This window comes from Streptomyces sp. NPDC127114, assembly GCF_042677525.1.
Lineage (GTDB): Bacteria > Actinomycetota > Actinomycetes > Streptomycetales > Streptomycetaceae > Streptomyces.
On sequence record NZ_JBHXTJ010000063.1, the window covers coordinates 1 to 22,493 of the forward strand.

General features: G+C 68.7%; 35 protein-coding genes. 2 read left to right on the forward strand and 33 right to left on the reverse strand.

Features of this window, described 5'->3' with window-relative positions; all coding sequences use genetic code 11:
• Positions 1-68: 68 nt before the first annotated feature.
• The 33 genes from rplQ to ACFVGS_RS35165 all read right to left on the reverse strand — a co-directional run bounded on the left by rplQ (position 69) and on the right by ACFVGS_RS35165 (position 19,690).
• A complete protein-coding gene (rplQ, locus tag ACFVGS_RS35005) occupies positions 69-539 on the reverse strand; it encodes a 50S ribosomal protein L17 (protein WP_384421355.1) in 471 nt (156 codons plus the stop codon).
• 80 nt (positions 540-619) lie between these two features.
• Entirely contained in the window at positions 620-1,642 is a 1,023-nt protein-coding gene (locus tag ACFVGS_RS35010; protein ID WP_265864056.1) for a DNA-directed RNA polymerase subunit alpha, read from the reverse strand.
• 126 nt (positions 1,643-1,768) lie between these two features.
• Complete coding sequence (gene rpsK, locus ACFVGS_RS35015; protein WP_003956432.1) at positions 1,769-2,173, reverse strand: 30S ribosomal protein S11; 405 nt, start codon at positions 2,171-2,173, stop codon at positions 1,769-1,771.
• A gap of 100 nt (positions 2,174-2,273) precedes the next feature.
• Positions 2,274-2,654: a 30S ribosomal protein S13 gene (gene rpsM / locus ACFVGS_RS35020; RefSeq protein ID WP_384421354.1), complete on the reverse strand. Its 381-nt coding sequence runs from the start codon at positions 2,652-2,654 to the stop codon at positions 2,274-2,276.
• 189 nt (positions 2,655-2,843) lie between these two features.
• On the reverse strand, positions 2,844-2,957 hold the full coding sequence (rpmJ, locus tag ACFVGS_RS35025) for a 50S ribosomal protein L36 (RefSeq protein ID WP_003956441.1): 114 nt from the start codon (positions 2,955-2,957) through the stop codon (positions 2,844-2,846).
• A 61-nt stretch (positions 2,958-3,018) separates the two neighbouring features.
• On the reverse strand, positions 3,019-3,240 hold the full coding sequence (gene infA, locus ACFVGS_RS35030; protein WP_003956442.1) for a translation initiation factor IF-1: 222 nt from the start codon (positions 3,238-3,240) through the stop codon (positions 3,019-3,021).
• A 139-nt stretch (positions 3,241-3,379) separates the two neighbouring features.
• On the reverse strand, positions 3,380-4,231 hold the full coding sequence (map, locus tag ACFVGS_RS35035) for a type I methionyl aminopeptidase (RefSeq protein ID WP_384421352.1): 852 nt from the start codon (positions 4,229-4,231) through the stop codon (positions 3,380-3,382).
• Positions 4,232-4,327: 96 nt separating this feature from the next.
• Complete coding sequence (locus ACFVGS_RS35040) at positions 4,328-4,975, reverse strand: adenylate kinase (RefSeq protein ID WP_384421351.1); 648 nt, start codon at positions 4,973-4,975, stop codon at positions 4,328-4,330.
• On the reverse strand, positions 4,975-6,294 hold the full coding sequence (gene secY / locus ACFVGS_RS35045) for a preprotein translocase subunit SecY (protein ID WP_384421350.1): 1,320 nt from the start codon (positions 6,292-6,294) through the stop codon (positions 4,975-4,977). The genes ACFVGS_RS35040 and secY overlap by 1 nt, the downstream gene beginning before the upstream one ends.
• A 215-nt stretch (positions 6,295-6,509) precedes the next feature.
• Positions 6,510-6,965: a 50S ribosomal protein L15 gene (gene rplO / locus ACFVGS_RS35050; protein ID WP_128985125.1), complete on the reverse strand. Its 456-nt coding sequence runs from the start codon at positions 6,963-6,965 to the stop codon at positions 6,510-6,512.
• A 1-nt stretch (position 6,966) separates the two neighbouring features.
• Positions 6,967-7,149 (reverse strand): 50S ribosomal protein L30, encoded by a 183-nt coding sequence (gene rpmD, locus ACFVGS_RS35055; RefSeq protein ID WP_005313525.1) that lies wholly within the window; start codon positions 7,147-7,149, stop codon positions 6,967-6,969.
• Entirely contained in the window at positions 7,149-7,754 is a 606-nt protein-coding gene (gene rpsE / locus ACFVGS_RS35060) for a 30S ribosomal protein S5 (protein WP_030201551.1), read from the reverse strand. Before rpsE ends, rpmD begins: the two co-directional genes overlap by 1 nt.
• Positions 7,755-7,799: 45 nt before the next feature.
• Positions 7,800-8,183, reverse strand: a complete 384-nt coding sequence (rplR, locus tag ACFVGS_RS35065; RefSeq protein WP_384421348.1) for a 50S ribosomal protein L18 — start codon at positions 8,181-8,183, stop codon at positions 7,800-7,802.
• Positions 8,184-8,187: 4 nt separating this feature from the next.
• Entirely contained in the window at positions 8,188-8,727 is a 540-nt protein-coding gene (rplF, locus tag ACFVGS_RS35070; RefSeq protein WP_365337575.1) for a 50S ribosomal protein L6, read from the reverse strand.
• Between the two features lie 20 nt (positions 8,728-8,747).
• A complete protein-coding gene (gene rpsH, locus ACFVGS_RS35075) occupies positions 8,748-9,146 on the reverse strand; it encodes a 30S ribosomal protein S8 (protein WP_384421347.1) in 399 nt (132 codons plus the stop codon).
• Between the two features lie 223 nt (positions 9,147-9,369).
• The gene (locus ACFVGS_RS35080; protein WP_003956452.1) at positions 9,370-9,555 is read right to left on the reverse strand and encodes a type Z 30S ribosomal protein S14; all 186 of its coding nucleotides are present in this window, start codon (positions 9,553-9,555) and stop codon (positions 9,370-9,372) included.
• A 5-nt stretch (positions 9,556-9,560) separates the two neighbouring features.
• Complete coding sequence (gene rplE, locus ACFVGS_RS35085; RefSeq protein ID WP_384421345.1) at positions 9,561-10,112, reverse strand: 50S ribosomal protein L5; 552 nt, start codon at positions 10,110-10,112, stop codon at positions 9,561-9,563.
• The gene (rplX, locus tag ACFVGS_RS35090) at positions 10,112-10,423 is read right to left on the reverse strand and encodes a 50S ribosomal protein L24 (RefSeq protein WP_282694363.1); all 312 of its coding nucleotides are present in this window, start codon (positions 10,421-10,423) and stop codon (positions 10,112-10,114) included. Before rplX ends, rplE begins: the two co-directional genes overlap by 1 nt.
• Positions 10,424-10,425: 2 nt before the next feature.
• A complete protein-coding gene (gene rplN, locus ACFVGS_RS35095) occupies positions 10,426-10,794 on the reverse strand; it encodes a 50S ribosomal protein L14 (RefSeq protein WP_003956455.1) in 369 nt (122 codons plus the stop codon).
• A 134-nt stretch (positions 10,795-10,928) separates the two neighbouring features.
• The gene (gene rpsQ, locus ACFVGS_RS35100) at positions 10,929-11,210 is read right to left on the reverse strand and encodes a 30S ribosomal protein S17 (RefSeq protein ID WP_362362156.1); all 282 of its coding nucleotides are present in this window, start codon (positions 11,208-11,210) and stop codon (positions 10,929-10,931) included.
• Positions 11,210-11,434: a 50S ribosomal protein L29 gene (gene rpmC / locus ACFVGS_RS35105; RefSeq protein ID WP_128985131.1), complete on the reverse strand. Its 225-nt coding sequence runs from the start codon at positions 11,432-11,434 to the stop codon at positions 11,210-11,212. Before rpmC ends, rpsQ begins: the two co-directional genes overlap by 1 nt.
• Positions 11,434-11,853: a 50S ribosomal protein L16 gene (gene rplP, locus ACFVGS_RS35110; RefSeq protein WP_030494257.1), complete on the reverse strand. Its 420-nt coding sequence runs from the start codon at positions 11,851-11,853 to the stop codon at positions 11,434-11,436. Before rplP ends, rpmC begins: the two co-directional genes overlap by 1 nt.
• 5 nt (positions 11,854-11,858) lie before the next feature.
• Positions 11,859-12,692, reverse strand: a complete 834-nt coding sequence (gene rpsC / locus ACFVGS_RS35115) for a 30S ribosomal protein S3 (RefSeq protein ID WP_362523674.1) — start codon at positions 12,690-12,692, stop codon at positions 11,859-11,861.
• A complete protein-coding gene (rplV, locus tag ACFVGS_RS35120; protein ID WP_031012097.1) occupies positions 12,692-13,039 on the reverse strand; it encodes a 50S ribosomal protein L22 in 348 nt (115 codons plus the stop codon). Before rplV ends, rpsC begins: the two co-directional genes overlap by 1 nt.
• A gap of 43 nt (positions 13,040-13,082) precedes the next feature.
• Positions 13,083-13,364 carry a 30S ribosomal protein S19 gene (rpsS, locus tag ACFVGS_RS35125; RefSeq protein ID WP_384421343.1) on the reverse strand — a complete coding sequence of 94 codons (282 nt, stop codon included), beginning with the start codon at positions 13,362-13,364 and terminating at the stop codon, positions 13,083-13,085.
• A gap of 12 nt (positions 13,365-13,376) precedes the next feature.
• Positions 13,377-14,213, reverse strand: coding sequence for a 50S ribosomal protein L2 (gene rplB / locus ACFVGS_RS35130; RefSeq protein ID WP_046908246.1), 837 nt, complete (start codon positions 14,211-14,213; stop codon positions 13,377-13,379).
• Between the two features lie 39 nt (positions 14,214-14,252).
• Positions 14,253-14,570, reverse strand: coding sequence for a 50S ribosomal protein L23 (gene rplW, locus ACFVGS_RS35135; RefSeq protein WP_128985133.1), 318 nt, complete (start codon positions 14,568-14,570; stop codon positions 14,253-14,255).
• Positions 14,570-15,220 carry a 50S ribosomal protein L4 gene (rplD, locus tag ACFVGS_RS35140; RefSeq protein WP_385696303.1) on the reverse strand — a complete coding sequence of 217 codons (651 nt, stop codon included), beginning with the start codon at positions 15,218-15,220 and terminating at the stop codon, positions 14,570-14,572. The genes rplW and rplD overlap by 1 nt, the downstream gene beginning before the upstream one ends.
• Before the next feature lie 4 nt (positions 15,221-15,224).
• Positions 15,225-15,869 (reverse strand): 50S ribosomal protein L3, encoded by a 645-nt coding sequence (gene rplC / locus ACFVGS_RS35145; RefSeq protein ID WP_031012092.1) that lies wholly within the window; start codon positions 15,867-15,869, stop codon positions 15,225-15,227.
• A 13-nt stretch (positions 15,870-15,882) separates the two neighbouring features.
• Complete coding sequence (rpsJ, locus tag ACFVGS_RS35150) at positions 15,883-16,191, reverse strand: 30S ribosomal protein S10 (protein WP_003948644.1); 309 nt, start codon at positions 16,189-16,191, stop codon at positions 15,883-15,885.
• Between the two features lie 434 nt (positions 16,192-16,625).
• Positions 16,626-17,351: a YoaK family protein gene (locus tag ACFVGS_RS35155; RefSeq protein WP_385696305.1), complete on the reverse strand. Its 726-nt coding sequence runs from the start codon at positions 17,349-17,351 to the stop codon at positions 16,626-16,628.
• A 58-nt stretch (positions 17,352-17,409) separates the two neighbouring features.
• Positions 17,410-18,366, reverse strand: a complete 957-nt coding sequence (locus ACFVGS_RS35160) for a hypothetical protein (protein ID WP_384421339.1) — start codon at positions 18,364-18,366, stop codon at positions 17,410-17,412.
• 130 nt (positions 18,367-18,496) lie between these two features.
• Positions 18,497-19,690: a hypothetical protein gene (locus ACFVGS_RS35165; protein WP_385696307.1), complete on the reverse strand. Its 1,194-nt coding sequence runs from the start codon at positions 19,688-19,690 to the stop codon at positions 18,497-18,499.
• 110 nt (positions 19,691-19,800) lie between these two features.
• On the opposite strand from ACFVGS_RS35165, the gene ACFVGS_RS35170 reads away from it, so the two are divergent.
• Both ACFVGS_RS35170 and ACFVGS_RS35175 read left to right on the forward strand, forming a co-directional pair.
• Positions 19,801-20,409: a 2'-5' RNA ligase family protein gene (locus ACFVGS_RS35170; RefSeq protein WP_385696309.1), complete on the forward strand. Its 609-nt coding sequence runs from the start codon at positions 19,801-19,803 to the stop codon at positions 20,407-20,409.
• Between the two features lie 66 nt (positions 20,410-20,475).
• Complete coding sequence (locus tag ACFVGS_RS35175; protein ID WP_385696312.1) at positions 20,476-22,485, forward strand: PIG-L family deacetylase; 2,010 nt, start codon at positions 20,476-20,478, stop codon at positions 22,483-22,485.
• The last annotated feature ends 8 nt before the right edge of the window (positions 22,486-22,493 follow it).

Below are 22,493 nucleotides of genomic sequence, written 5' to 3' on the forward strand. Positions count from 1 at the left end.
AGACCCACGGGAGCGGGCCCGCACCCCCTGGGGTGCGGGCCCGCTCGCGAGAATCGTCCGAAGAACGCTTACGCGTCCTTCGACTCCTCCTCGGTCGCCTCGACCGCGGCGGCCTCGTCGGCCTCCTTGACGGCGCGCTTGGTGGCGGCCTCGGCCTCGGCGACGGTCGCCTTCTTGGCGATCTCGCCCTCGACCAGCTCGATCACGGCCATCGGGGCGTTGTCGCCACGACGGTTGCCGATCTTGGTGATGCGGGTGTAGCCACCCGGGCGCTCGGAGTAGCGCGGGGCGATCTCGGTGAAGAGCGTGTGGACGATGCCCTTGTCCGTGATCGTCTGCAGCACCAGGCGACGGTTGTGGATGTCGCCCTTCTTCGCCTTGGTGATCAGGCGCTCGGCGACCGGACGCAGGCGGCGGGCCTTGGCCTCGGTCGTGGTGATGCGGCCGTGCTCGAAGAGCGACTTCGCCAGGTTGGCGAGGAGCAGCTTCTCGTGCGCGGCGGAGCCGCCGAGGCGGGCGCCCTTGGTGGGACGCGGCATGGTGTTTCTCCTTGAGATCTGCACCGGCCGTATCAGGTACCGGTGTCAGGGCCCCGCAGGCGGATGCCTACGGGCAGCTATCAGTACTGCTCGGTCTCGACGAACCCGGCGTCCGCGTCGTCGTCGGCGCCGAAGGCGTCGGCGGCGGCGGTCGGGTCGAATCCGGGCGGGCTGTCCTTGAGGGCCAGGCCCATGCCGGCCAGCTTCGCCTTGACCTCGTCGATCGACTTCGCACCGAAGTTGCGGATGTCGAGCAGGTCGGCCTCGGAGCGGGCGACGAGCTCACCCACGGAGTGGATGCCCTCGCGCTTGAGGCAGTTGTAGGACCGAACGGTGAGCTCGAGCTCCTCGATCGGCAGCGCCAGGTCGGCGGCCAGGGCGGCGTCCGTCGGGGACGGGCCCATGTCGATGCCCTCGGCGTCGATGTTGAGCTCGCGGGCCAGACCGAACAGCTCGACCAGGGTCTTGCCGGCCGACGCCATGGCGTCACGCGGGCGCATGGCCTGCTTGGTCTCGACGTCGACGATCAGCTTGTCGAAGTCGGTGCGCTGCTCGACTCGGGTCGCCTCGACCTTGTAGGTGACCTTGAGCACGGGGCTGTAGATGGAGTCGACCGGGATGCGGCCGATCTCCTGGCCCACCTGCTTGTTCTGGACGGCGGAGACGTAGCCGCGACCGCGCTCGACGGTCAGCTCCATCTCCAGCTTGCCCTTGCCGTTGAGCGTGGCGAGGACCAGGTCGGGGTTGTGCACCTCGACACCGGCCGGCGGCGCGATGTCGGCGGCGGTGACCACACCGGGGCCCTGCTTGCGCAGGTACATCACGACCGGCTCGTCGTGCTCGGAGGAGACGACCAGCTGCTTGATGTTCAGGATGAGGTCGGTGACGTCCTCCTTGACGCCCGGCACGGTGGTGAACTCGTGCAGGACACCGTCGATGCGGATGCTGGTGACAGCAGCGCCGGGGATCGACGAGAGGAGGGTGCGGCGGAGCGAGTTGCCGAGGGTGTAGCCGAAGCCCGGCTCCAGCGGCTCGATGACGAACCGGGAGCGGAACTCGTCGACGACCTCTTCGGTCAGCGAAGGACGCTGAGCGATAAGCATGTCTGTGTTCCTTCAGTCGTGGACGCCCGCTATTTGACGTCCTCTGGTACTGCAAGGGTACGGGCGGTACGGCTCCTCACGGAGCAGTACCGCCCGGACACTCGGTGACGCGCAGGCGTCGTCGCGTCAGACGCGGCGGCGCTTCGGCGGACGGCAGCCGTTGTGCGGGGTGGGGGTGACGTCCTGGATCGAGCCGACCTCGAGGCCGGTGGCCTGGAGGGAGCGGATCGCGGTCTCACGGCCGGAGCCGGGACCCTTGACGAAGACGTCGACCTTGCGCATGCCGTGCTCCTGCGCGCGGCGGGCGGCCGACTCGGCGGCCATCTGCGCGGCGAAGGGGGTGGACTTGCGCGAGCCCTTGAAGCCGACGTGGCCGGCGGAGGCCCAGGAGATCACGTTGCCGGACGGGTCCGTGATCGAGACGATCGTGTTGTTGAACGTGCTCTTGATGTGCGCGTGGCCGTGAGCGACGTTCTTCTTTTCCTTGCGGCGCACCTTCTTGGCAGCGCCCTGACGTCCCTTGGGGGGCATCTACTTACTCCTACGGGAGGTGGTCGGTCCTACAGCGAAGACCGTGGGAAGTGCGGGGGTCCGGGGGTCGCCCCCCGAAATCCGCAGTGTCCGCTGTGGACTACTTCTTGCCCGGCTTCTTCTTGCCGGCGATGGCGCGACGCGGGCCCTTGCGGGTACGGGCGTTCGTGCTGGTGCGCTGACCGCGGACGGGCAGGCCACGGCGGTGACGCAGACCCTGGTAGCAGCCGATCTCGACCTTGCGGCGGATGTCGGCGGCGATCTCACGGCGGAGGTCACCCTCGGTCTGGAGGTTGGCGTCCACGTACTCGCGGATCTTGACGAGGTCTTCCTCGGCAAGGTCGCGGACACGGGTGGACGGGTTCACGCCGGTGGAGGCGAGGATCTCCTCGGACCGGGTGCGCCCGATACCGAAGACGTAGGTGAGTGCGACCACCACACGCTTGTCACGCGGGATGTCAACACCGGAAACGCGTGCCATTCAATGGCTCCTGTGTGTTCGGGGGTCTTCCGCAGAACCGGCCCCGGCCGCCGTACGAGGTACGAACCGGGTCCCCGGCCCCCGCCGGAGGTGCCGTCAGCCGTGGTGCACGGCCGGACGGGCTCTGCGTATGTACGTGTTGCTATGCGTCGCGCGAAGAACTGCGAGATGCAGGTCGGTCGGCGTGCGTCAGCCCTGGCGCTGCTTGTGGCGCAGGTTGTCGCAGATGACCATGACCCGGCCGTGGCGGCGGATCACCTTGCACTTGTCGCAGATCTTCTTGACGCTCGGCTTGACCTTCATGGGATGTGAGGTTCTCCGGGTCAGTGCCACCACCCGCTCGGAACGCGGGTGCGGGCAAGATCTACTTGTACCGGTAGACGATCCGGCCACGCGTCAGGTCGTACGGAGACAGCTCCACGACGACCCGGTCGTCCGGGAGGATCCGGATGTAGTGCATCCGCATCTTGCCGGAGATGTGCGCGAGGACCTTGTGACCGTTCTGGAGCTCCACCTTGAACATGGCGTTCGGCAGGGACTCGATCACGGTGCCCTCGATTTCGATGGCACCTTGCTTCTTGGCCACGCTTCGCCCTTCGAATCGGCTACCTTGATCGACTCTCGCCTCCGGGTGCGGACACACGGGTACACGAGAGCCGACGCATCAGTCTACGCCAGGCCCCGTGAAAACACGAATCGGGAAGTCTGCCCAGCACAGAAGATCGTTACGCGAGCGGGTCCGGCGCCGCCGTCACGCCCAGCTCGGCCAGCTTCGCCTTGCCGCCGTCGACGGCCGTGAGGACCAGCGGGCCCTCCTCCGTCAGGGCCACGCTGTGCTCCCAGTGGGAGGACCAGGTGCCGTCCGTCGTGATGACGGTCCAGTCGTCGGCGAGGACCTCGGTGCGCGGGGTGCCGAGGGACACCATCGGCTCGATCGCCAGGCAGAAGCCCGGCACCAGCTTCGGGCCCTTGCCGCGCTTGCGGGAGACGTAGTTCAGGAGGTGCGGGTCCATGTGCATCTCGGTGCCGATGCCGTGGCCGCCGTAGTCCTCGATGATCCCGTAACGGCCGAGGCTGTGGTCGCCGACGGCCGGGCGCGGCTGGCGCTTGATGTAGGTCTCGATCGCCTTCGAGATGTCGACCAGGCGGGCACCCAGACGCATCGCGGCGATGCCGGCCCACATCGACTCCTCCGTCACCCGGGAGAGCTCGACCAGCTCCGGGGCGTGGCCGGTGCCCACGAAGGCCGTGTACGCGGCGTCGCCGTGCCATCCGTCGACGATGGCGCCCGCGTCGATGGAGATGATGTCGCCGTCCTTGAGGACGGTCTTGTCGTCCGGGATGCCGTGGACGACGACCTCGTTCACCGAGGTGCAGATGGTCGCGGGGAAGCCGCCGTACCCGAGGAAGTTCGACTTCGCCCCGTGGTCGGCGATCACCTTGCGCGCGACCTCGTCCAGGTCCTTCGTCGTCGCACCCGGCACCGCCGCCTCGCGGGTCGCCGCGTGGATGGCGGCGACGACCAGCCCCGCCTCGCGCATCTTCGCGATCTGCTCCGGGGTCTTGATCTGCACCATCTCGGCCGCGGCCTTTCCTCGATTACAGGGGTCGGAACAACGATACGGCCGCGGTGCCCCTCACGGGCACCGCGGCCGTACCGCAGCGATCAGTGGTTACTTCTTCAGCGCGGCCATGGCGCGCGCCGTGACCTCGTCCACCTTGCCGAGCGCGGAGATCGTCACGACCAGGTTCTGCGCCCGGTAGTAGTCGATGATCGGCTCGGTCTGCGTGTGGTAGACCTCCAGGCGCCGGCGGACGGTCTCCTCGGAGTCGTCCGGACGCTGGAACAGCTCGCCACCGCAGGTGTCGCAGACGCCCTCGGTCTTCGGGGCGTTGTACTGCACGTGGAAAACGTGCGCGGAGTCGTTGCGGCAGACGCGGCGACCCGCGATCCGCTTCACGACCTCGTCCTCGGGGACCTCCAGGTCCAGGACCGCGTCCAGCTGCATGTCCTCGGCCTTCAGGACGACGTCCAGGGCCTCGGCCTGCGCCACGTTCCGGGGGAAACCGTCGAGCAGGAAGCCGTTCGCGGCGTCGTCCTGCTCCATGCGGTCCTTGGCCATCCCGATGGTGACCTCGTCCGGGACGAGGTCACCGGCGTCCATGAACGCCTTCGCCTTGAGGCCCAGCTCCGTGCCCTGCGAGATGTTGGCACGGAACAGGTCGCCCGTGGAGATGTGCGGGATGTCCAGGTTCTTGGCAAGGAACGCGGCCTGCGTTCCCTTGCCGGCCCCGGGCGGTCCGACGAGGACGATTCGCATCAGCGGAGGAACCCTTCGTAATTGCGCTGCTGGAGCTGGCTCTCGATCTGCTTCACGGTCTCAAGACCCACACCCACGATGATGAGGATGCTGGTGCCGCCGAACGGGAAGTTGGCATTGGCACCGCCGAAGCCTGCCAACGCCATCGTCGGCACGAGAGCGATCAGACCCAGATACAGCGAGCCCGGCCAAGTGATCCGGTTGAGCACGTAGCTCAGGTACTCGGCAGTAGGTCGACCAGCCCGGATACCCGGGATGAAGCCACCATACTTCTTCATGTTGTCGGCAACTTCCTCGGGGTTGAACGAGATCGCCACGTAGAAGAAGGCGAAGAACACGATCAGGAGGAAGTACGTAGCGATGTAGTAGGGGTGGTCACCCTTGACGAAGTGGGCTTCGATCCAGGTCTTCCAGCCGGCGGTGCTGTTCGAGAACTGAGCGATCAGCGCCGGGATGTAGAGCAGCGACGACGCGAAGATGACAGGAATCACACCTGCCTGGTTCACCTTCAACGGGATGTACGTGGACGTACCGCCGTACGACCTGCGGCCGATCATCCGCTTCGCGTACTGCACCGGGATGCGGCGCTGGGCCTGCTCGACGAAGACGACGAGGGCCACCATCACGAAGCCGATCAGGATGACGGTGCCGAACTCGATCCAGCCACCCGCCAGGTCGCCGCTCTTCTTGATGGCCCACAGGGCGCCCGGGAAGCCGGCGGCGATCGAGATGAACATGAGGATCGACATGCCGTTGCCGATGCCACGGTCGGTGATGAGCTCGCCGAGCCACATCACGACGCCGGTGCCGGCGGTCATGGTGATCACCATGGTGGCGGTGGTGAAGATCGACTGGTCGGGAACGACCTGGCTGGCGACGGTGCAGCCGCTGAACAGCGCGCCGGTACGGGCGGTGGCGACGAGGCCGGTGCCCTGGAGGATCGCGAGGGCGACCGTCAGATAACGCGTGTACTGCGTGATCTTGGCGGTGCCGGACTGACCCTCCTTCTTGAGGGCCTCCAGGCGCGGGATCACCACGGTCAGCAGCTGCAGGATGATGCTCGCCGTGATGTACGGCATGATGCCGAGCGCGAAGATGGTGATCTGCAGCAGCGCCCCGCCACTGAACATGTTGACCAGGCCGAACAGGCTGTTGTTGCCCTGGCTCGCCTGGTCCACACACTGCTGGACGGCCTCGTAGCTGACGCCGGGGACGGGGATGTGTGCCCCGAGCCGGTACAGCACGATGATGCCGAGCGTGAAGAGCAGCTTCTTGCGCAGGTCGGGCGTCTTGAACGCCCGGGCGAACGCGGTGAGCACGGTGCCTCCTGCGACCCCCGCGCACGTGCGTCAGAGGTGACGGTCTTGAGGTTCGACTGGATAGTGATTCCGCCCAGAGGGCCTTCGGACCCACCTCACGCACTCTGGACAGTGGAGGCCACCTTACCGGCGACTACGCCCCCCTAGGAACGACCAACCGGGGATGCCCCTTTTGAGAGGCATCCCCGGTCGGATGTTCAGGCCATCGAGTCGTCTCAGACGAGCTCGGTGACGGTGCCGCCGGCGGCGGCGATCTTCTCCTTGGCGGAGCCGGAGACGGCGTCGACCGTCACCTGCAGCGCCACGGAGACCTCGCCCTGGCCCAGGACCTTGACGAGCTGGTTCTTGCGAACCGCACCCTTGGCGACCAGGTCGGCCACCGTGACCTCGCCACCCTGCGGGTAGAGCGCGGCCAGCTTGTCCAGGTTCACGACCTGGTACTCGGTGCGGAAGGGGTTCTTGAAGCCCTTCAGCTTCGGGAGGCGCATGTGGAGCGGCATCTGGCCACCCTCGAAGCGCTCCGGAACCTGGTAGCGGGCCTTCGTGCCCTTCGTACCACGACCGGCCGTCTTACCCTTCGACGCCTCACCACGACCCACACGGGTCTTGGCGGTCTTGGCGCCCGGGGCGGGACGGAGGTTGTGGACCTTCAGCGGGTTGTTCTCCGCCATGTCAGTCGACCTCCTCGACCGTCACGAGGTGGCGGACGGTGTGCACCATGCCGCGGAACTCGGGGCGGTCCTCCTTGACGACCACGTCGTTCAGGCGCTTGAGCCCGAGCGAACGCAGGGTGTCGCGGTGGTTCTGCTTGCTGCCGATGTACGACTTCGTCTGCGTGATCTTGAGGCGAGCCATTACGCACCCGCCCCGGCACGCGCACGAAGCAGAGCCGCGGGAGCGACGTCCTCGAGGGGCAGACCGCGGCGGGCCGCGATCTCCTCGGGACGCTGCAGGCCCTTCAGGGCCTCCACGGTCGCGTGCACGATGTTGATCGCGTTGTCGGAGCCGAGCGACTTCGACAGGATGTCGTGAACGCCGGCGCACTCGAGCACGGCACGCACCGGGCCACCGGCGATAACACCGGTACCGGGGGAAGCCGGCTTGAGCAGGACGACGCCCGCCGCCTTCTCACCCTGGATCGGGTGAGGGATGGTGCCCTGGATACGGGGGACCTTGAAGAAGTGCTTCTTGGCCTCCTCCACACCCTTGGCGATGGCGGCCGGCACCTCCTTGGCCTTGCCGTAACCGACACCCACGGTGCCGTCACCGTCACCCACCACGACCAGCGCGGTGAAGGAGAAACGACGACCACCCTTGACAACCTTGGCGACGCGGTTGATCGCGACTACGCGCTCAACGTACGCGGTCTTCTCGGCGGCAGCAGCGCCACCGTCGCGACCCTTCCGGTCCCGCCGCTCGCCGCCACCGGCACCGCTGCCGCGGCGCTGGGGTCCAGCCATTGGAATACCTCTCTCTGTTACGTCCGTTAGTCCCGGAACCGGGGCTTAGAACTTCAGCCCGGCTTCGCGGGCGGCGTCAGCCAGAGCGGCAATGCGCCCGGCGTACCTGTTGCCACCACGGTCGAACACGACGGCCTCGACACCGGCGGCCTTGGCGCGCTCGGCGACCAGGGCGCCGACCTGCTTGGCCTGCGAGGACTTGTCGCCCTCGCCACCGCGGATCGACGCGTCCAGGTGGGACGCCGACGCCAGGGTGTGGCCCTTCAGGTCGTCGATGACCTGCGCGGTGATACCGCGGTTGGAGCGCGTCACGACGAGGCGCGGACGCTCCGCCGTACCCGACACGTTCTTGCGGATGCGCAGGTGACGGCGCGCCTTGGCAGCGCGCTTGTAAGCGTCGCCCTTGGCGATCTTCACACCGTATGCCATGGCTTTACTTACCAGCCTTTCCGACCTTGCGGCGGATGACCTCGCCCGCGTACTTGACACCCTTGGCCTTGTACGGGTCGGGCTTCCGCAGCTTGCGGATGTTGGCGGCGACCTCGCCGACCTTCTGCTTGTCGATGCCCTCGACCGAGAACTTGGTCGGCGACTCGACCTTGAAGGAGATGCCCTCGGGGGCCTCCACCAGGATCGGGTGGCTGTAGCCGAGCTGGAACTCCAGGTCGGAGCCCTTCGCGGCCACGCGGTAACCGACACCGCTGATCTCGAGCGCCTTCGTGTACCCCTGGGTCACACCGGTGATCATGTTGGCCACCAGCGTGCGGGACAGGCCGTGAAGGGCCTTGTTCTGACGCTCGTCGTTCGGACGGGTGACGTTCAGAACGCCGTCCTCGCCCTTAACGATCTCGATCGGAGCGGCAACGGTGTGGGTCAGGGTGCCCTTGGAACCCTTGACGGTGACCGTGCGGCCCTCGATGGTGACGTCCACGCCGGCGGGAACCGGGATGGGGAGCTTGCCAATGCGAGACATAGCTTTTCCTCCGTTCCCGACTACCAGACGTAGGCGAGGACTTCCCCACCCACGCCCTTCTTCTGCGCCTGCTGGCCGGTCAGGAGACCGTGGGACGTGGAGATGATCGCCACGCCCAGGCCGCCGAGGACCTTCGGCAGGTTGGTGGACTTCGCGTAAACCCGGAGGCCCGGCTTCGAGATCCGCTTGATGCCCGCGATGGAGCGCTCACGGTTCGGACCGAACTTGAGGTCGAGCACGAGGTTCTTGCCGACCTCGGCGTCCTCGACCTTCCAGCCGGAGATGAAGCCCTCCTGCTGCAGGATTTCCGCGATGTGCGACTTGATCTTGCTGTGCGGCATCGTCACGGAGTCGTGGTACGCCGAGTTCGCGTTGCGCAGACGCGTGAGCATGTCTGCGATCGGATCAGTCATGGTCATGAATTGGCCTTCGGCCTCTCTCGCCGGGGTTTCCTGGTGCACCATCCCTCTCCCCGATCCGAGACGGGGCGGGTGCGGTGCGGTGGACCTACGGCGTAGTAAGTCGTACGGGCGGCGGACGCCCAACCCTTCAAGCCTACGGCATCAAGGGTCGGGCCTCCGCCAGCCCACTGCTTACCGAGAGACTCCGGTCATTCACCAACGCCCAGTGGGCGAAGGGGAATTACCAGGAGCTCTTGGTCACGCCCGGCAGCTCGCCACGGTGAGCCATCTCACGAAGGCACACGCGGCACAGGCCGAACTTGCGGTACACGGAGTGCGGGCGGCCGCAGCGCTGGCAGCGGGTGTACGCACGCACACCGAACTTGGGCTTACGAGCAGCCTTGGCAATCAGAGCCTTCTTCGCCATCTCGCTTACGCCTCCTTGAACGGGAAGCCGAGGTGACGCAGAAGGGCACGGCCCTCGTCGTCGTTGGTCGCCGTGGTGACCACGGTGATGTCCATACCCCGGACGCGGTCGATCTTGTCCTGGTCGATCTCGTGGAACATGACCTGCTCCGTGAGACCGAAGGTGTAGTTGCCACGGCCGTCGAACTGCTTCGGGGACAGGCCGCGGAAGTCGCGGATGCGCGGCAGCGCGAGCGACAGGGTGCGGTCCAGGAACTCCCACATGCGGTCGCCACGGAGCGTGACGTGGGCACCGATCGGCTGACCCTCACGCAGCTTGAACTGCGCGATGGACTTGCGGGCCTTGGTGACGGCCGGCTTCTGACCGGTGATCGTGGTGAGGTCGCGGATGGCGCCCTCGATCAGCTTCGAGTCACGGGCGGCGTCGCCGACACCCATGTTGACCACGATCTTCACGAGGCCCGGGGTCTGCATGACGTTCTCGTACTTGAACTCGTCACGCAGCTTGCCCGCGATCTCCTCGCGGTACTTCGTCTTCAGACGCGGAGTGGTAGCCATCAGATGTCCTCACCCGTGCGCTTGGCAACGCGGATCTTGTTGCCCTCGTCGTCGAAGCGGTAACCGACGCGGGTGACGACCTTCTTGCCGTCCTTCTCCACGACGAGCTGAACGTTGCTCACGTGGACCGGGGCCTCGGTGGTCACGATGCCACCGGCCTGGTTCGGGCCGGCCTTCGTGTGCTTCTTGACCCGGTTGACACCCTCGACCAGGACGCGGGACTCGGCGGGGTAGGCCGCGATGACCTTGCCCTGCTTGCCCTTGTCCTTGCCGGTGATGACCTGGACCAGGTCGCCCTTCTTGATCTTCATGCTTACAGCACCTCCGGCGCGAGCGAGATGATCTTCATGAACTTCTTCTCGCGCAGCTCACGGCCGACCGGGCCGAAGATGCGGGTGCCGCGAGGGTCGCCGTCGTTCTTCAGAATGACGGCGGCGTTCTCGTCGAAGCGGATGTACGAGCCGTCCTGGCGGCGGCGCTCCTTGACGGTGCGAACGATGACCGCCTTGACGACGTCACCCTTCTTCACGTTGCCACCGGGGATCGCGTCCTTGACGGTGGCGACGATGACGTCACCGATGCCCGCGTAGCGGCGACCCGAACCACCGAGAACACGGATGCAAAGGATCTCCTTGGCACCAGTGTTGTCGGCGACGCGAAGTCGCGACTCCTGCTGGATCACGTCTATCTCCTGATTGTCTGCCGGTTCCCGGTGGGGGCCTCAGCGAGTGAGGCCCCACACCGAGCCTGGCGGAACTGTTCCTAGGGGGTCCCCCTAGGAGGGATGTGCTTGTCCTTTGAATTCCCTGACGGGAATTACTTGGCCTTCTCGAGGATCTCGACGACGCGCCAGTGCTTCGTCGACGACAGCTTCCGGGTCTCCATCAGGAGGACGCGGTCGCCGACGCCGGCAGCGTTCTGCTCGTCGTGAGCCTTGAGCTTGTTCGTACGGCGGATGACCTTGCCGTACAGCGCGTGCTTGACGCGGTCCTCGACAGCGACGACGACGGTCTTGTCCATCTTGTCGCTGACGACGAGGCCCTCACGGACCTTGCGGGCGTTGCGCTCGGTCTTCTCAGTCACGTTGTTCTCGCTCATCAGGCGTTCTCCACCGTCTCGATGCCCAGCTCGCGCTCACGCATCAGGGTGTAGATCCGGGCGATGTCCTTACGGACGGACTTGAGCCGACCGTGGTTCTCGAGCTGGCCCGTCGCCGCCTGGAAGCGGAGGTTGAACAGCTCTTCCTTGGCCTCGCGGAGCTTGGCGACAAGCTCCTCGTTGCCCAGCTCGCGCAGCTCGGACGCCTTGGTACCGGCCGACATCACAGCTCACCTGCCTCGCGCTTAACGATCTTGCACTTCATCGGCAGCTTGTGAGCCGCACGAGTCAGAGCCTCACGCGCGATCTTCTCGTTCGGGTAGGACAGCTCGAACATCACCCGACCGGGCTTGACGTTCGCGATCCACCACTCCGGCGAACCCTTACCGGAACCCATGCGGGTCTCGGCAGGCTTCTTCGTGAGCGGACGGTCCGGGTAGATGTTGATCCAGACCTTGCCGCCACGCTTGATGTGGCGGGTCATCGCGATACGCGCGGCCTCGATCTGGCGGTTGGTCACGTAGGCCGGGGTGAGGGCCTGAATGCCGTACTCGCCGAACGCAACCTGCGTGCCACCCTTGGACATACCGTTGCGCTTCGGGTGGTGCTGCTTGCGGTGCTTGACCCTACGGGGGATCAGCATGTCGGTCAGGCCTCCGTTCCGGTGCTCTCAGCAGCCGGAGCGGCGGCGGGAGCCTCGGCCTTGGGGGCCTCGGCAGCCTGAGCCTGCTGCGGCTTGCGACCGCGACCGCCACGCTCGCCACCGCGGCCACCGCGGCCGGCCGGACGGTCAGCGCCGCCACGGGCCGGGCGGTTGCCCGCACGGGCAGCAGCGTTCTCGGCGCGGACCTCGGCGATGTTCTTGACGTCGCCCTTGTAGATCCAGACCTTCACGCCGATGCGGCCGAAGGTCGTCTTGGCCTCGAAGAAGCCGTACTCGACGTTCGCGCGCAGCGTGTGCAGCGGCACACGACCCTCGCGGTAGAACTCCGAGCGGGACATCTCGGCGCCGCCGAGACGGCCACCACACTGGATCTTGATGCCCTTGGCGCCGGCCTTCATGGCGGACTGCATGCTCTTGCGCATGGCCCGACGGAAGGAGACGCGGGAGGACAGCTGCTCGGCGACGGCCTGGGCCACCAGCTGAGCGTCGACCTCGGGGTTCTTGACCTCGAGGATGTTCAGCTGGACCTGCTTGCCGGTCAGCTTCTCGAGCTGGCCACGGATCTTGTCGGCCTCGGCGCCACGGCGACCGATGACAATGCCCGGGCGAGCGGTGTGGATGTCCACGCGGACACGGTCACGGGTGCGCTCGATCTCCACCTTCGAGATGCCGGCGCGCTCCATGCCGGACGTCAGCATCCGACGGATGGCGACGTCTTCCTTGACGTAGTCCTTGTACAGCTTGTCGGCGTACCAACGCGACTTGAAGTCGGTGGTGATGCCGAGCCGGAACCCGTGCGGGTTTACCTTCTGGCCCATTACCGGGTTCCTTCCTTGCTGCTGACGACCACGGTGATGTGGCTGGTCCGCTTGCGGATCCGGTAGGCACGGCCCTGAGCACGCGGACGGAACCGCTTCAGGGTCGGACCCTCGTCGACGAACGCCTCGCTGATGTACAGCGAAGAAGCGTCCGTGTGGTCGTAGTTGTGCGCGGCGTTGGCGATGGCGCTGTCGAGCACCTTGCCGACCGGCACGGAGGCTGCCTGCGGAGCGAATCGCAGAACAGCCTGAGCCTCCGTGGCGTCCATGCCACGGATCAGGTCCACCACGCGGCGGGCCTTCATGGGCGTGACGCGGATGTACCGCGCCTGGGCCCTGGCTTCCATGGTTGTCCCTTCAGTTACTTACGTGTCTGAATGCGATCCGCTACTAGCGGCGCTTCGACTTCCGGTCTTCCTTGACGTGACCCCGGAAGGTGCGCGTCGGCGAGAACTCGCCGAGCTTGTGGCCGACCATCGACTCGGTGACGAACACCGGGATGTGGGTCTTGCCGTTGTGCACCGCGAGCGTGTGGCCGAGCATGGCCGGCACGATCATGGAGCGACGGGACCAGGTCTTGATGACGTTCTTGGTACCGGCCTCGTTCTGAGCGTCCACCTTCTTGATGAGGTGGCCGTCGACGAAGGGTCCCTTCTTGAGACTGCGCGGCATCTAAACCCGCTCCTAGCGCTTCTTGTTCGTCTTGCGGCGGCGGACGATGTACTTGTTCGAAGCCTTCTTCGGCGAACGAGTACGACCCTCCTTCTGACCCCACGGGGAGACCGGGTGGCGACCACCGGAGGTCTTGCCCTCACCACCACCGTGCGGGTGGTCAACCGGGTTCATCGCCACACCGCGGACGGTCGGGCGAACGCCCAGCCAGCGCTTGCGGCCGGCCTTACCCCAGTTGATGTTCGACTGCTCGGCGTTGCCGACCTCACCGATCGTGGCGCGGCAGCGGGCGTCGACGAGACGGATCTCGCCGGACGGCATGCGGAGGTGGGCCATCGTGCCCTCCTTCGCGAGCAGCTGCACGGAGGCGCCGGCGGAGCGGGCGAACTTGGCGCCACCACCGGGACGGAGCTCGATCGCGTGGATCGTGGTACCGACCGGGATGTTGCGGAGGGCCAGGTTGTTACCGGGCTTGATGTCGGCCGTGGGGCCGTTCTCCACCCGGTCGCCCTGCGAGAGACCACGCGGGGCGATGATGTAGCGCTTCTCGCCGTCCGCGTAGTGCAGCAGCGCGATGCGAGCGGTGCGGTTGGGGTCGTACTCGATGTGAGCGACCTTGGCCGGCACGCCGTCCTTGTCGTGACGACGGAAGTCGATCACGCGGTAGGCGCGCTTGTGGCCACCGCCCTGGTGACGGACGGTCACACGACCGGTGTTGTTACGGCCGCCCTTGCTGTGCAGCGGGCGGACCAGCGACTTCTCCGGCGTGGACCGCGTGATCTCGACGAAGTCGGCTACGGAGGAGCCACGGCGGCCCGGCGTAGTCGGCTTGTACTTGCGGATACCCATTTCTCAGTCCTCGTCCGATATCGGACGACTCGACCGCCGTCAGGCGGTCGGGCCGCCGAAGATGTCGATTCGGTTGCCCTCGGCGAGGGTCACGATGGCGCGCTTGGTGTTGGCGCGCTTGCCGAAACCGGTGCGGGTGCGCTTGCGCTTGCCCTGGCGGTTGATCGTGTTGACCCCGGTGACCTTGACCGAGAAGACCGCCTCGACGGCCTGCTTGATCTGGGTCTTGTTGGCGGTGGGCGCGACGATGAACGTGTACTTGTTCTCGTCGAGCAGCGCGTAGCTCTTCTCGGAGACAACCGGCTTGACGAGGACGTCGCGCGGGTCCGTGAAGGTCTTGCTGGTGATCTCGGCCATCAGGCCTCGCTCCCCTCGTTGTTGTCGGCCTTGGGGCCAGACACGAAGGACTCGAGGGCGGCCTGGGTGAAGACCACGTCGTCGGATCGCATCACGTCGTACGTGTTCAGCTGGCCCGGCTCCAGGATGTGCACCTGGGGCAGGTTGCGGGCGGACAGCCACGCGGCCTCGTCCGAGCGCTCGGCGACCAGGAGCAGGTTCTTGCGCTCCGAGATCTTGCCGAACAGCGTCTTGGCGGCCTTGGTGGAGATGCCACCCTCGACCACGCCGGTGACGACGTGGATGCGGGAGTGGTTCGCCCGGTCGGAGAGGGCACCGCGGAGGGCGGCGGCCTTCATCTTCTTGGGGGTCCGCTGCGAGTAGTCACGCGGCACGGGACCGTGCACGACGCCACCACCGGCGAACTGCGGGGCGCGGGTCGAACCCTGACGGGCGCGGCCGGTGCCCTTCTGGCGGTAAGGCTTCTTGCCACCACCGCGGACCTCGCCACGCGTCTTGGTCTTGTGGGTGCCCTGGCGGGCAGCCGCAAGCTGCGCGACGACGACCTGGTGGATCAGCGGGATGCTGACCTTGGCCTCGAAGATCTCGGCCGGGAGCTCGATGGTCCCGGTCTTGTCGCCGGAGGGCGACAGAATGTCAATGGTGCTCATATCCTCAGGCCCCCTTGGCCGCGGTGCGGACCAGGACGAGGCCGCCGTTCGGACCAGGAACCGCACCCTTGATGAGGAGCAGGCCCTTCTCCGCGTCAACGGCGTGAACGGTCAGGTTCTGGGTGGTCACGCGCTCGTTGCCCATGCGGCCGGCCATGCGCATGCCCTTGAAGACACGGCCCGGGGTGGCGCAGCCACCGATCGAACCGGGCTTGCGGTGCACGCGGTGGGCACCGTGGGAAGCCTTGCCACCACGGAAGTTGTGGCGCTTCATGGCACCGGCGAAGCCCTTGCCCTTGCTCTTGCCGGTCACGTCGACCTTGATGCCCGCCTCGAAGACCTCGGCGGTGATCTCCTGGCCGAGGGTGTACTCGCTGGCGTCAGCGGTACGGATCTCGACAAGGTGACGGCGCGGGGTGACGTCGGCCTTGGCGAAGTGGCCCTTGAGGGGCTTGTTCACCTTGCGCGGGTCGATCTCGCCGAAGGCGATCTGGACCGACTCGTAGCCGTCGACGTCGTTCGTACGCACCTGGGTCACGACATTCGGGCCGGCCTTGACGACGGTCACCGGGACGACCCGGTTGTTCTCGTCCCAGACCTGCGTCATGCCGAGCTTCTCGCCCAGGATGCCCTTGATGTTCTTAGCCATCTCGCGCGTCACCTCAGAGCTTGATCTCGATGTCGACGCCAGCCGGCAGGTCGAGACGCATCAGCGAGTCAACCGTCTTCGGCGTGGGGTCGAGGATGTCGATGAGGCGCTTGTGCGTGCGCATCTCGAAGTGCTCGCGCGAGTCCTTGTACTTGTGCGGCGACTTGATGACGCAGTACACGTTCTTCTCAGTGGGCAGCGGCACCGGGCCCGCGACCGACGCACCAGTACGGGTCACCGTCTCGACGATCTTCTTCGCCGAGGAGTCGATGACCTCGTGGTCGTAGGCCTTGAGCCGGATGCGGATCTTCTGTCCCGCCATGGCTACTTCGTAGTCCTGTCTCTCGTTAACGCTCTGGAACCCGGCCGGTCGCGCCTGAGCGCTGCCTCTCCTCCGACCCACGCGGTCGGGCGTGTCGCACTCCCTCTACGAAGAAGCCCGGAGGACTTCCCAACCAAGGGGGTGCGGTCCAGGACCGCGAGACGGGGGCGAAACACCCACCGGGTGCCTGGTCGGGGCCCCGCTGACACTTCCCGGAAGATTCCCGTACGTCCGCCCCTGACAAGGGGCGACGAGTACTGTGGGACTCGCTTCCGGTCCTCCCGGCGGGAGGCGCGCAGCATCGGCACTCAACCGAGCAACCCCGCTAGTCTGCCATACCAGGCCTGGCGGCCGCCAATCGGGGCGAAGACTGTACCCCACGTCACGCCGGGGTACACACAGAGGCGCGCCTCGGGCGGGGACGCGCGCCGCGGTCACCCGGGCTCGGACGTCCGCCGCGCCGGTACGGCCCAGAACGTCACGCCCAGGACCAGCGCCAGCGCCCCGGGGACGATCAGCACCGCCGCCGGCCGCACACCCTCGTGGAGCAGCCAGGCCCCGAGCAGCCCACCGGCGAACATCGCCACGACCGAGGCGAACCGCCGGCCCTCGTGGCGGGCTCCCACACCGATGCGGTTGTCCGCGACGGTCGGCAGACCGCCGAGGAAGGCGGTCAGCGCCCGGGTGGACAGCGTGGTGGGCACGTCGGGCACCCGTACCCGCAGCGTGGTCACGTTGCGTACGCCCATCGCCGCCGCGGCCAGCGCGACCACGGCGAAGTGCCGGCCGTCGACCGGCCCGTCGAGGCCCGCGCGCCCGTCGACCCCCGCTCGCCACGCGACCAGCGCGGCGAGCGCGAGGAGCAGCCCCTCTCCGAGCAGCGCGGGGCCGAACCAGCGCCGCCCGTGGACGTCCACGCTCGTCTCGAGCCGCGAACCGAGCACCGCCCCGATCACGAAACCGCCGCAGGAGACCCCCGCGGCGGCGGGCGAGAGGCCGGCGGCGCCGGTGAGCGCGAAGGCGAGCAGGAGGATGTTGCCGGTCTGCATGGCGGTGAAGACCGGACCCAACGCGAGGAAGCTGACGGCTTCGATCATGCCGGTCGTCACCGTGAGAACCACCATGACGGAGGTGAGGACGCCCCCGGCTCTGGGCTTCATGGCTGGACCCTACGACGCCCCCCGCCGCGCCGCGCGGCGGAACCGCCGACGGCCCGGGTCAGGTGCGGGACGAGGTGCCGCACTCCTGCGGCAGATCGTCGATGTCCTTGCTGCGGTCGTACGGGTCCACGGCGGGGCCGGTAGCCTCCGGCGCGGCCGGATCGGCGGTCCAGTCCTCGTCGAACGTCGGGTGGAAGAAGCCGTCCTCAGGGCGGTCGCAGTCGTCGTTGCCGACGTTGGCGCTCCACTCGTGCACCGAGAGCTTCCCCTTGGTCACGACGAACTTCGCGGGATCGGGCAGCGAGAACGTGATCTGGCGGCGGACGATCGTGCGGGCCACCTCGTCGGCTCCCGCCCGCGCCTTCACCACGGGGTAGACGAAGGTGTAGTCGGTGCGGATGAGCACCATGCCGGCGTTCTCGCCCTTGCCGTTCTCGACGGTCATGCGGCCGCGGGTCTTCACGACGGATCCGACGGGCCGCACCTCGGACGGCGAGAAGCGGCTGAAGAGCAGGGTCGGGTCGTTCGCCTCGGTCGGCTTGGCGAGGGACTTCTCCAGGTCGGACCGGAAGTCCGGCTGCTGCGGGTCCAGCAGGTCCAGCGCGGCGGCGGGTCGTCCGCCCCGGAGTACGGCCGGATCGAGATTGGCGGCCGTCAGGAAGTCCTTGGTCTGCTTCAACGCCACGGCGACCTGCTTCCGCGACATCCAGCCCGTCGCCTTCGCCTCCGGCAGCGTGATCCCCGCCGCGCCGTCCGCCCAGCGCAGGGCCGGTGCCCCTCGGAACGGCTCCTGAAGCGTCCCTCGGTCCGGAAAGGCCTCCTGTGAGGGCGCGTCGGAGGGGCGCTCCGTCTCCGCGGCCAGCGGAGTGGTGTCACCGGCGTCCCGCCACGGCATCAGCTCGGGCCGGAGCACCAGAATCGCCAGCCCCGCCGCAACGACGATCCCGACCGCCCCGGAGACCGCCCGACCGGCCGCGCTCTGCCCCGAGCCGCCGCCGTCGTAGTCCCATCCCATGTGTCCCCACCCCTTGTCGTACGTGTCGCGACGAGGACGTTCTCACGCCTCGCGACGAGCGGAAAAGCCTGGTCAGAGAGTGTTGATCGGTTCGTGACCGATCGCGGCCGCGGCGCCGTGGAGCGGGCGGTCAGCTGCGGGTGACCGTCCCGCAGCCCTTCGGCTCCTGGTCGAGGGGCTTGCTGCGGTCGTACGGGTCGACGGCGGGGCCCGTCTGGGCGGGGTCGGGGGCGGCGGTGTGGTCCTCCGCGAACGACGGGTGGTAGAAGCCGTCGCTGTCGTCGCAGGAGCTGTTGCCGGCGCTGCTGATGTAGTGGTTCAGGATCAGCCGGCCCTTGGTCACGGCGTACCGCCCCGGCTGGTAGAAGGCGAAGGTGACCTCGCGGCGGACGATCGTGCGGGTGACCTCGTCGGCTCCCGGCCGGGCCTTCACCAGCGGATAGACGAAGGTGAGGTCGGCGCGGACCAGGACCGCGCCCTTCTCCCTGCCCTTGCCGGGCTCGACGGTCAGGTGCCCCCGGGTCTTCACGACGGAGCCGACGAGGCTGACCTCGGACGGCGCGAAGCGGCTGAAGAGCGACGTCGGGTCGTTCTCCTCCGTCGGCTTCGCCAGCGCCTTGTCCAGGCGCTCGTGGATCTCCGGCTGCTTCGGCTCGATCAGCTTCAGCGCCGCCTCCGGCCTGCCGCCCCTGAGGACGGCGGGGTCCAGGTTCGCCGCCACCAGGAAGTCCTTCGAGCGCTTCAGCGCGGCCTCGACCTGCGTCTTCGACATCCAGCCCGTGGGCTTCGCCGCCGGCAGGGTGATGCCCGCCGCGCCGTCCGCCCAGCGCAGGGCCGGGGAGCCCTTGAAGGGTTCCTCCAGGGTGGGGCGGTCGGGGTCGACGTACTCCGGGGGTGCCGTCGGGGCGGCCGTCTCCGCGGCGAGCGGCGTGGTGTCCTGCGGGTGGTCCGTCCAGCTCGACGGCAGGGCCGAGGTGACGCTCTCCGGCAGCACGCCGGTCACCAGCTGCGGCCGGACGGCGACCAGGGCCACGGCCGCCACCAGGGTGATGCCGAGGCCGGCCTTGATCCGGCGCCTGCGCTGGGCCCGGCCGTTCATCTCCTGCCAGGCCGGGCCGGTGCCCCAGCCCGCCGGCTCCTGGCGCCTGGCCGCCTTCGGCGCCTTGGGGGCCTTGGGCTGCTTCTTCGGCTTCGCCTTGCGCAGGGCGCGTTCCTGGGCCTCCGTGCCGAGGCCCTGCTCCTTCGCGGCCTCCACGAAGGAGGCCCATTCCTCGTCCGAGACCGACGGTCTGTCGGGCCCCATGTCGGACGGCTTGTCGCTCATCTTTCCCACCCCTGGTGTCGCATAGTGCGAAGCGGACGTTCTCACGCCCTCCGACCTGCGGAAAAGGCGGGTCCGGAACCCTTGATCGGTTTGTGACGTACGGAGGTCCCGTGCCCGTGCCCGAGGTCCCGGTGCTCGCCGCCGAACCCACGTACCGGACCGCCGTGGCCTGGCTGCCGCCCGACGAGCTGTGGCCGGCCATCCAGGCGATCCGGCGCGTGCACGACCGGCAGATCCGGCGCTGGCCGCCGCACGTCAACGTCGTTTACGGGTTCGTGCCCGAGTCCGAGTTCCCGCGGGCGCTGCCCCTCGCCGCCGAGGCCCTTCGCGCGCTCCCGCCGTTCACCGCGCGACTGTCCGGAGTGCGCTGGTTCCGGCACCGGCACGACGCGACCGTCTGGCTCGACCCCGCCGCCGCCGGCGCCGTTCCGTGGCTCGCCCTGCGCGAGGCGCTGGAGGAACGCTTCCCCCGCTGCGCCGACCCGCGTCCCTTCACCCCGCACCTCTCCCTCGGCCGCAGCCGCGAGCCCGCCGCCCTGGCGGCCGAGTGCGCCGCGCTCCTCGGCACGGCGACCGCGCCCGTAGGCGAACTCGTGCTGCTGTCGCGGCGCGGCGACGGCCCCATGGTGGTGCGCGCGACCGTGCCGCTCGGCGGACCCGCCGCGCCGAACCGAACCCGCCGCGCCGGACTGAACCCCGTACCCGGAAAATCCGTCTAGCCGGTCGCACGAGGGACACGACGGACCAGACCGGGCACGACGAGCACGCACGGGGGCGCAGGAGCGGTGGACGACAGAAGACCGGCACGGCGCACCGTGCTCGTGGGAGCCGCGGCCGGGGCCGCCGCGGCCGCCGTCGCCGGATGCTCCGTACCCGCCCCGCCCGGCCGGACGGCCTCCGCCGACCCGGCGCCCGGCCGGCCCATCTCCACGGGCCACCGGGCCCTGCTCATGCAGTTCGCCGCCCACCCGGACGACGACCTGTACTTCATGAACCCCGACACCCAGCGGCTGCTCGACGCCGGGGTGCCCGTCGTCTCCGTGTACGTCACCGCCGGGGAGCACACCGGCAAGAACCGGATCAAGGGCATGCCGGAGACGCCGCCCGACAAGGCCGCCTACTCCTCCGCCCGCCACCAGGGGCTGCGCCAGGCCTACGCGGACGCGCTCGGCGCGGACAGGTTCACGCCCTGGCGGAAGCGGGTCGCCACCCTCGCCGGCGGGCGCCGCGCCGAGGTCGACACGCTGGAGCACGAGGGGCGCCGGGTCGAGCTGGTCTTCCTCAACCTGCCCATGCACACCCCGCGCCGCTACATGGCGCTGCCGGCGCTCTGGCAGGACCGCGCCCTCGAACTGCGCACCCACCTGTCCGCCGGCTCCCCCGTCACCCGCGCCGACACCTACGACCACACCGGCCTGATCGAGGTCCTCGCCGGGCTGCTCGCCGAGTACCGGCCGACGGTCGTGCACACCCTCGACCCGGACCCGGACATCCAGCACAGCTCCGAGGCCACCCGCAAGCGCGACAGCGAGCAGCCCGGCTACTCCGACCACGGCGACCACACCGCCGTCGCCTCCTTCACCTGGGCCGCGCTGCTGCGCCGGGTCGCCGACGCCACCGCGGACGGCGGCCCCGTCCCGGCGTTCACCACGACGGCCTTCCGCGGCTACTACAACCGTCACTGGCCCAAGAACCTCCCGCCGCGGGTCCTCGCCGAGAAGGCCGCCCACCTCGTCCCGTACGGCGGCGACCCGTCCTGGGAGTGCGGCAACCCGTCCGGCTGCGGCGACTACGGCGTGGGCGGCGACCGCCCGCTCACCAACTGGAAGGGCTGGGTGCGCGCCACCCACCACCGCTGGCCCGCCGCCGGCCCCGCGGTCACCGAGGAGGCGGGCGGGCGGCTCGTCGCGTACGGGGTGCTCGGGCTGCGCGCGGTCCGCTGGCGCGAGCGGGAGGAGCGCACCGGCGTGTTCGAGGAGCCGGAGGACCTCGGCGGCGGCCCGCTGGCGCCGGTCCTCGCCCCCGCGGTGCTCGCCGACGGCCGGGTGCTGCTCTTCGGCGTGCGTTTCGCCGCGCTCTCCGGCCGGGGCGGCGCCGACCGGCGGGAGCTGGTGCTCCTGGAGCAGCGCTCCCCCGGCGGGCCCTTCCTCGCCTGGCGCGGCCTCGGCAGTCCGGAGCGCGGCGACGACCGCGGCCGCCGGATCGGCGCCCCGGTGGCCGTCGCCGCTCCCGACGGCCGGGTCCATCTCTTCGTACGGAACGCGGACAAGGGCGTCTCGACGCGGGTACGGGCGGTCGACGGGTCCTGGGGCCCGTGGCGGGCGCTGCCGGTCCAGGAGGAGGTGCAGGACGGTCTGACGGCGCTGGTCGACGCCAGGGGCCGGGTGCACCTGCTGGCGGCGGGCCGCACGGCCGTACGCCACTGGGTGGACGGCGCGCCCGCCGCGCCGCTCCCGCTCGCCGGCGACCCGGTCGCCGCGGTCCCGGCAGGCGACGGCGACGTCGAGGTCTTCTACCGCGCGCCCGCCGACGGCCGGCTGCGGTCCGCCTCCGGCACGGCGCCCGCCTTCGCGGGGTACGGGCCGCTGGCCGCCGCGCCCGGCGCCCGCGGTCCGGTGCTGCTCGGCCGGGACGAGCGCGGCCGGGTCCAGCTGCACCGCGACGGCCGGCTCCTCACCCGGACCCACGGCACCACCCCGGCCGGCCCCGCCCCGGTGCTGCACCGCGGCCAGGCGGTGGTGGGCCTCGGCGCGGACGCCCGGCCCTGGGTCTGGCGGCCCGGCCTCCGCGCCTGACCGGCCCG

Excerpts from the sequence above, each read along its gene's own strand:
- rplP (WP_030494257.1), bottom strand. The coding sequence starts at position 11,853 with ATGCTGATCCCCCGTAGGGTCAAGCACCGCAAGCAGCACCACCCGAAG.
- rpsJ (WP_003948644.1), bottom strand. The coding sequence starts at position 16,191 with ATGGCGGGACAGAAGATCCGCATCCGGCTCAAGGCCTACGACCACGAG.
- rpsS (WP_384421343.1), bottom strand. The coding sequence starts at position 13,364 with ATGCCGCGCAGTCTCAAGAAGGGACCCTTCGTCGACGGCCACCTCATC.
- rplD (WP_385696303.1), bottom strand. The coding sequence starts at position 15,220 with ATGAGCACCATTGACATTCTGTCGCCCTCCGGCGACAAGACCGGGACC.
- rplQ (WP_384421355.1), bottom strand. The coding sequence starts at position 539 with ATGCCGCGTCCCACCAAGGGCGCCCGCCTCGGCGGCTCCGCCGCGCAC.
- rpsE (WP_030201551.1), bottom strand. The coding sequence starts at position 7,754 with ATGGCTGGACCCCAGCGCCGCGGCAGCGGTGCCGGTGGCGGCGAGCGG.
- rplF (WP_365337575.1), bottom strand. The coding sequence starts at position 8,727 with ATGTCTCGCATTGGCAAGCTCCCCATCCCGGTTCCCGCCGGCGTGGAC.
- ACFVGS_RS35010 (WP_265864056.1), bottom strand. The coding sequence starts at position 1,642 with ATGCTTATCGCTCAGCGTCCTTCGCTGACCGAAGAGGTCGTCGACGAG.
- rpmC (WP_128985131.1), bottom strand. The coding sequence starts at position 11,434 with ATGTCGGCCGGTACCAAGGCGTCCGAGCTGCGCGAGCTGGGCAACGAG.
- rpsC (WP_362523674.1), bottom strand. The coding sequence starts at position 12,692 with ATGGGCCAGAAGGTAAACCCGCACGGGTTCCGGCTCGGCATCACCACC.
- rplB (WP_046908246.1), bottom strand. The coding sequence starts at position 14,213 with ATGGGTATCCGCAAGTACAAGCCGACTACGCCGGGCCGCCGTGGCTCC.
- ACFVGS_RS35080 (WP_003956452.1), bottom strand. The coding sequence starts at position 9,555 with ATGGCGAAGAAGGCTCTGATTGCCAAGGCTGCTCGTAAGCCCAAGTTC.
- ACFVGS_RS35040 (WP_384421351.1), bottom strand. The coding sequence starts at position 4,975 with ATGCGAATCGTCCTCGTCGGACCGCCCGGGGCCGGCAAGGGAACGCAG.
- rpsH (WP_384421347.1), bottom strand. The coding sequence starts at position 9,146 with ATGACCATGACTGATCCGATCGCAGACATGCTCACGCGTCTGCGCAAC.
- rplX (WP_282694363.1), bottom strand. The coding sequence starts at position 10,423 with ATGAAGATCAAGAAGGGCGACCTGGTCCAGGTCATCACCGGCAAGGAC.
- rplE (WP_384421345.1), bottom strand. The coding sequence starts at position 10,112 with ATGGCTACCACTCCGCGTCTGAAGACGAAGTACCGCGAGGAGATCGCG.
- rpsQ (WP_362362156.1), bottom strand. The coding sequence starts at position 11,210 with ATGAGCGAGAACAACGTGACTGAGAAGACCGAGCGCAACGCCCGCAAG.
- ACFVGS_RS35160 (WP_384421339.1), bottom strand. The coding sequence starts at position 18,366 with ATGGGATGGGACTACGACGGCGGCGGCTCGGGGCAGAGCGCGGCCGGT.
- rpsM (WP_384421354.1), bottom strand. The coding sequence starts at position 2,654 with ATGGCACGCGTTTCCGGTGTTGACATCCCGCGTGACAAGCGTGTGGTG.
- rpmJ (WP_003956441.1), bottom strand. The coding sequence starts at position 2,957 with ATGAAGGTCAAGCCGAGCGTCAAGAAGATCTGCGACAAGTGCAAGGTG.
- rplV (WP_031012097.1), bottom strand. The coding sequence starts at position 13,039 with ATGGAAGCCAGGGCCCAGGCGCGGTACATCCGCGTCACGCCCATGAAG.
- ACFVGS_RS35165 (WP_385696307.1), bottom strand. The coding sequence starts at position 19,690 with ATGAGCGACAAGCCGTCCGACATGGGGCCCGACAGACCGTCGGTCTCG.
- rpmD (WP_005313525.1), bottom strand. The coding sequence starts at position 7,149 with ATGGCTCGCCTCAAGATCACGCAGACGAAGTCGTACATCGGCAGCAAG.
- rpsK (WP_003956432.1), bottom strand. The coding sequence starts at position 2,173 with ATGCCCCCCAAGGGACGTCAGGGCGCTGCCAAGAAGGTGCGCCGCAAG.
- rplO (WP_128985125.1), bottom strand. The coding sequence starts at position 6,965 with ATGGCGGAGAACAACCCGCTGAAGGTCCACAACCTCCGTCCCGCCCCG.
- map (WP_384421352.1), bottom strand. The coding sequence starts at position 4,231 with ATGGTGCAGATCAAGACCCCGGAGCAGATCGCGAAGATGCGCGAGGCG.
- rplW (WP_128985133.1), bottom strand. The coding sequence starts at position 14,570 with ATGGCCGAGATCACCAGCAAGACCTTCACGGACCCGCGCGACGTCCTC.
- ACFVGS_RS35155 (WP_385696305.1), bottom strand. The coding sequence starts at position 17,351 with ATGAAGCCCAGAGCCGGGGGCGTCCTCACCTCCGTCATGGTGGTTCTC.
- rplC (WP_031012092.1), bottom strand. The coding sequence starts at position 15,869 with ATGGCTAAGAACATCAAGGGCATCCTGGGCGAGAAGCTCGGCATGACG.
- rplR (WP_384421348.1), bottom strand. The coding sequence starts at position 8,183 with ATGGCATACGGTGTGAAGATCGCCAAGGGCGACGCTTACAAGCGCGCT.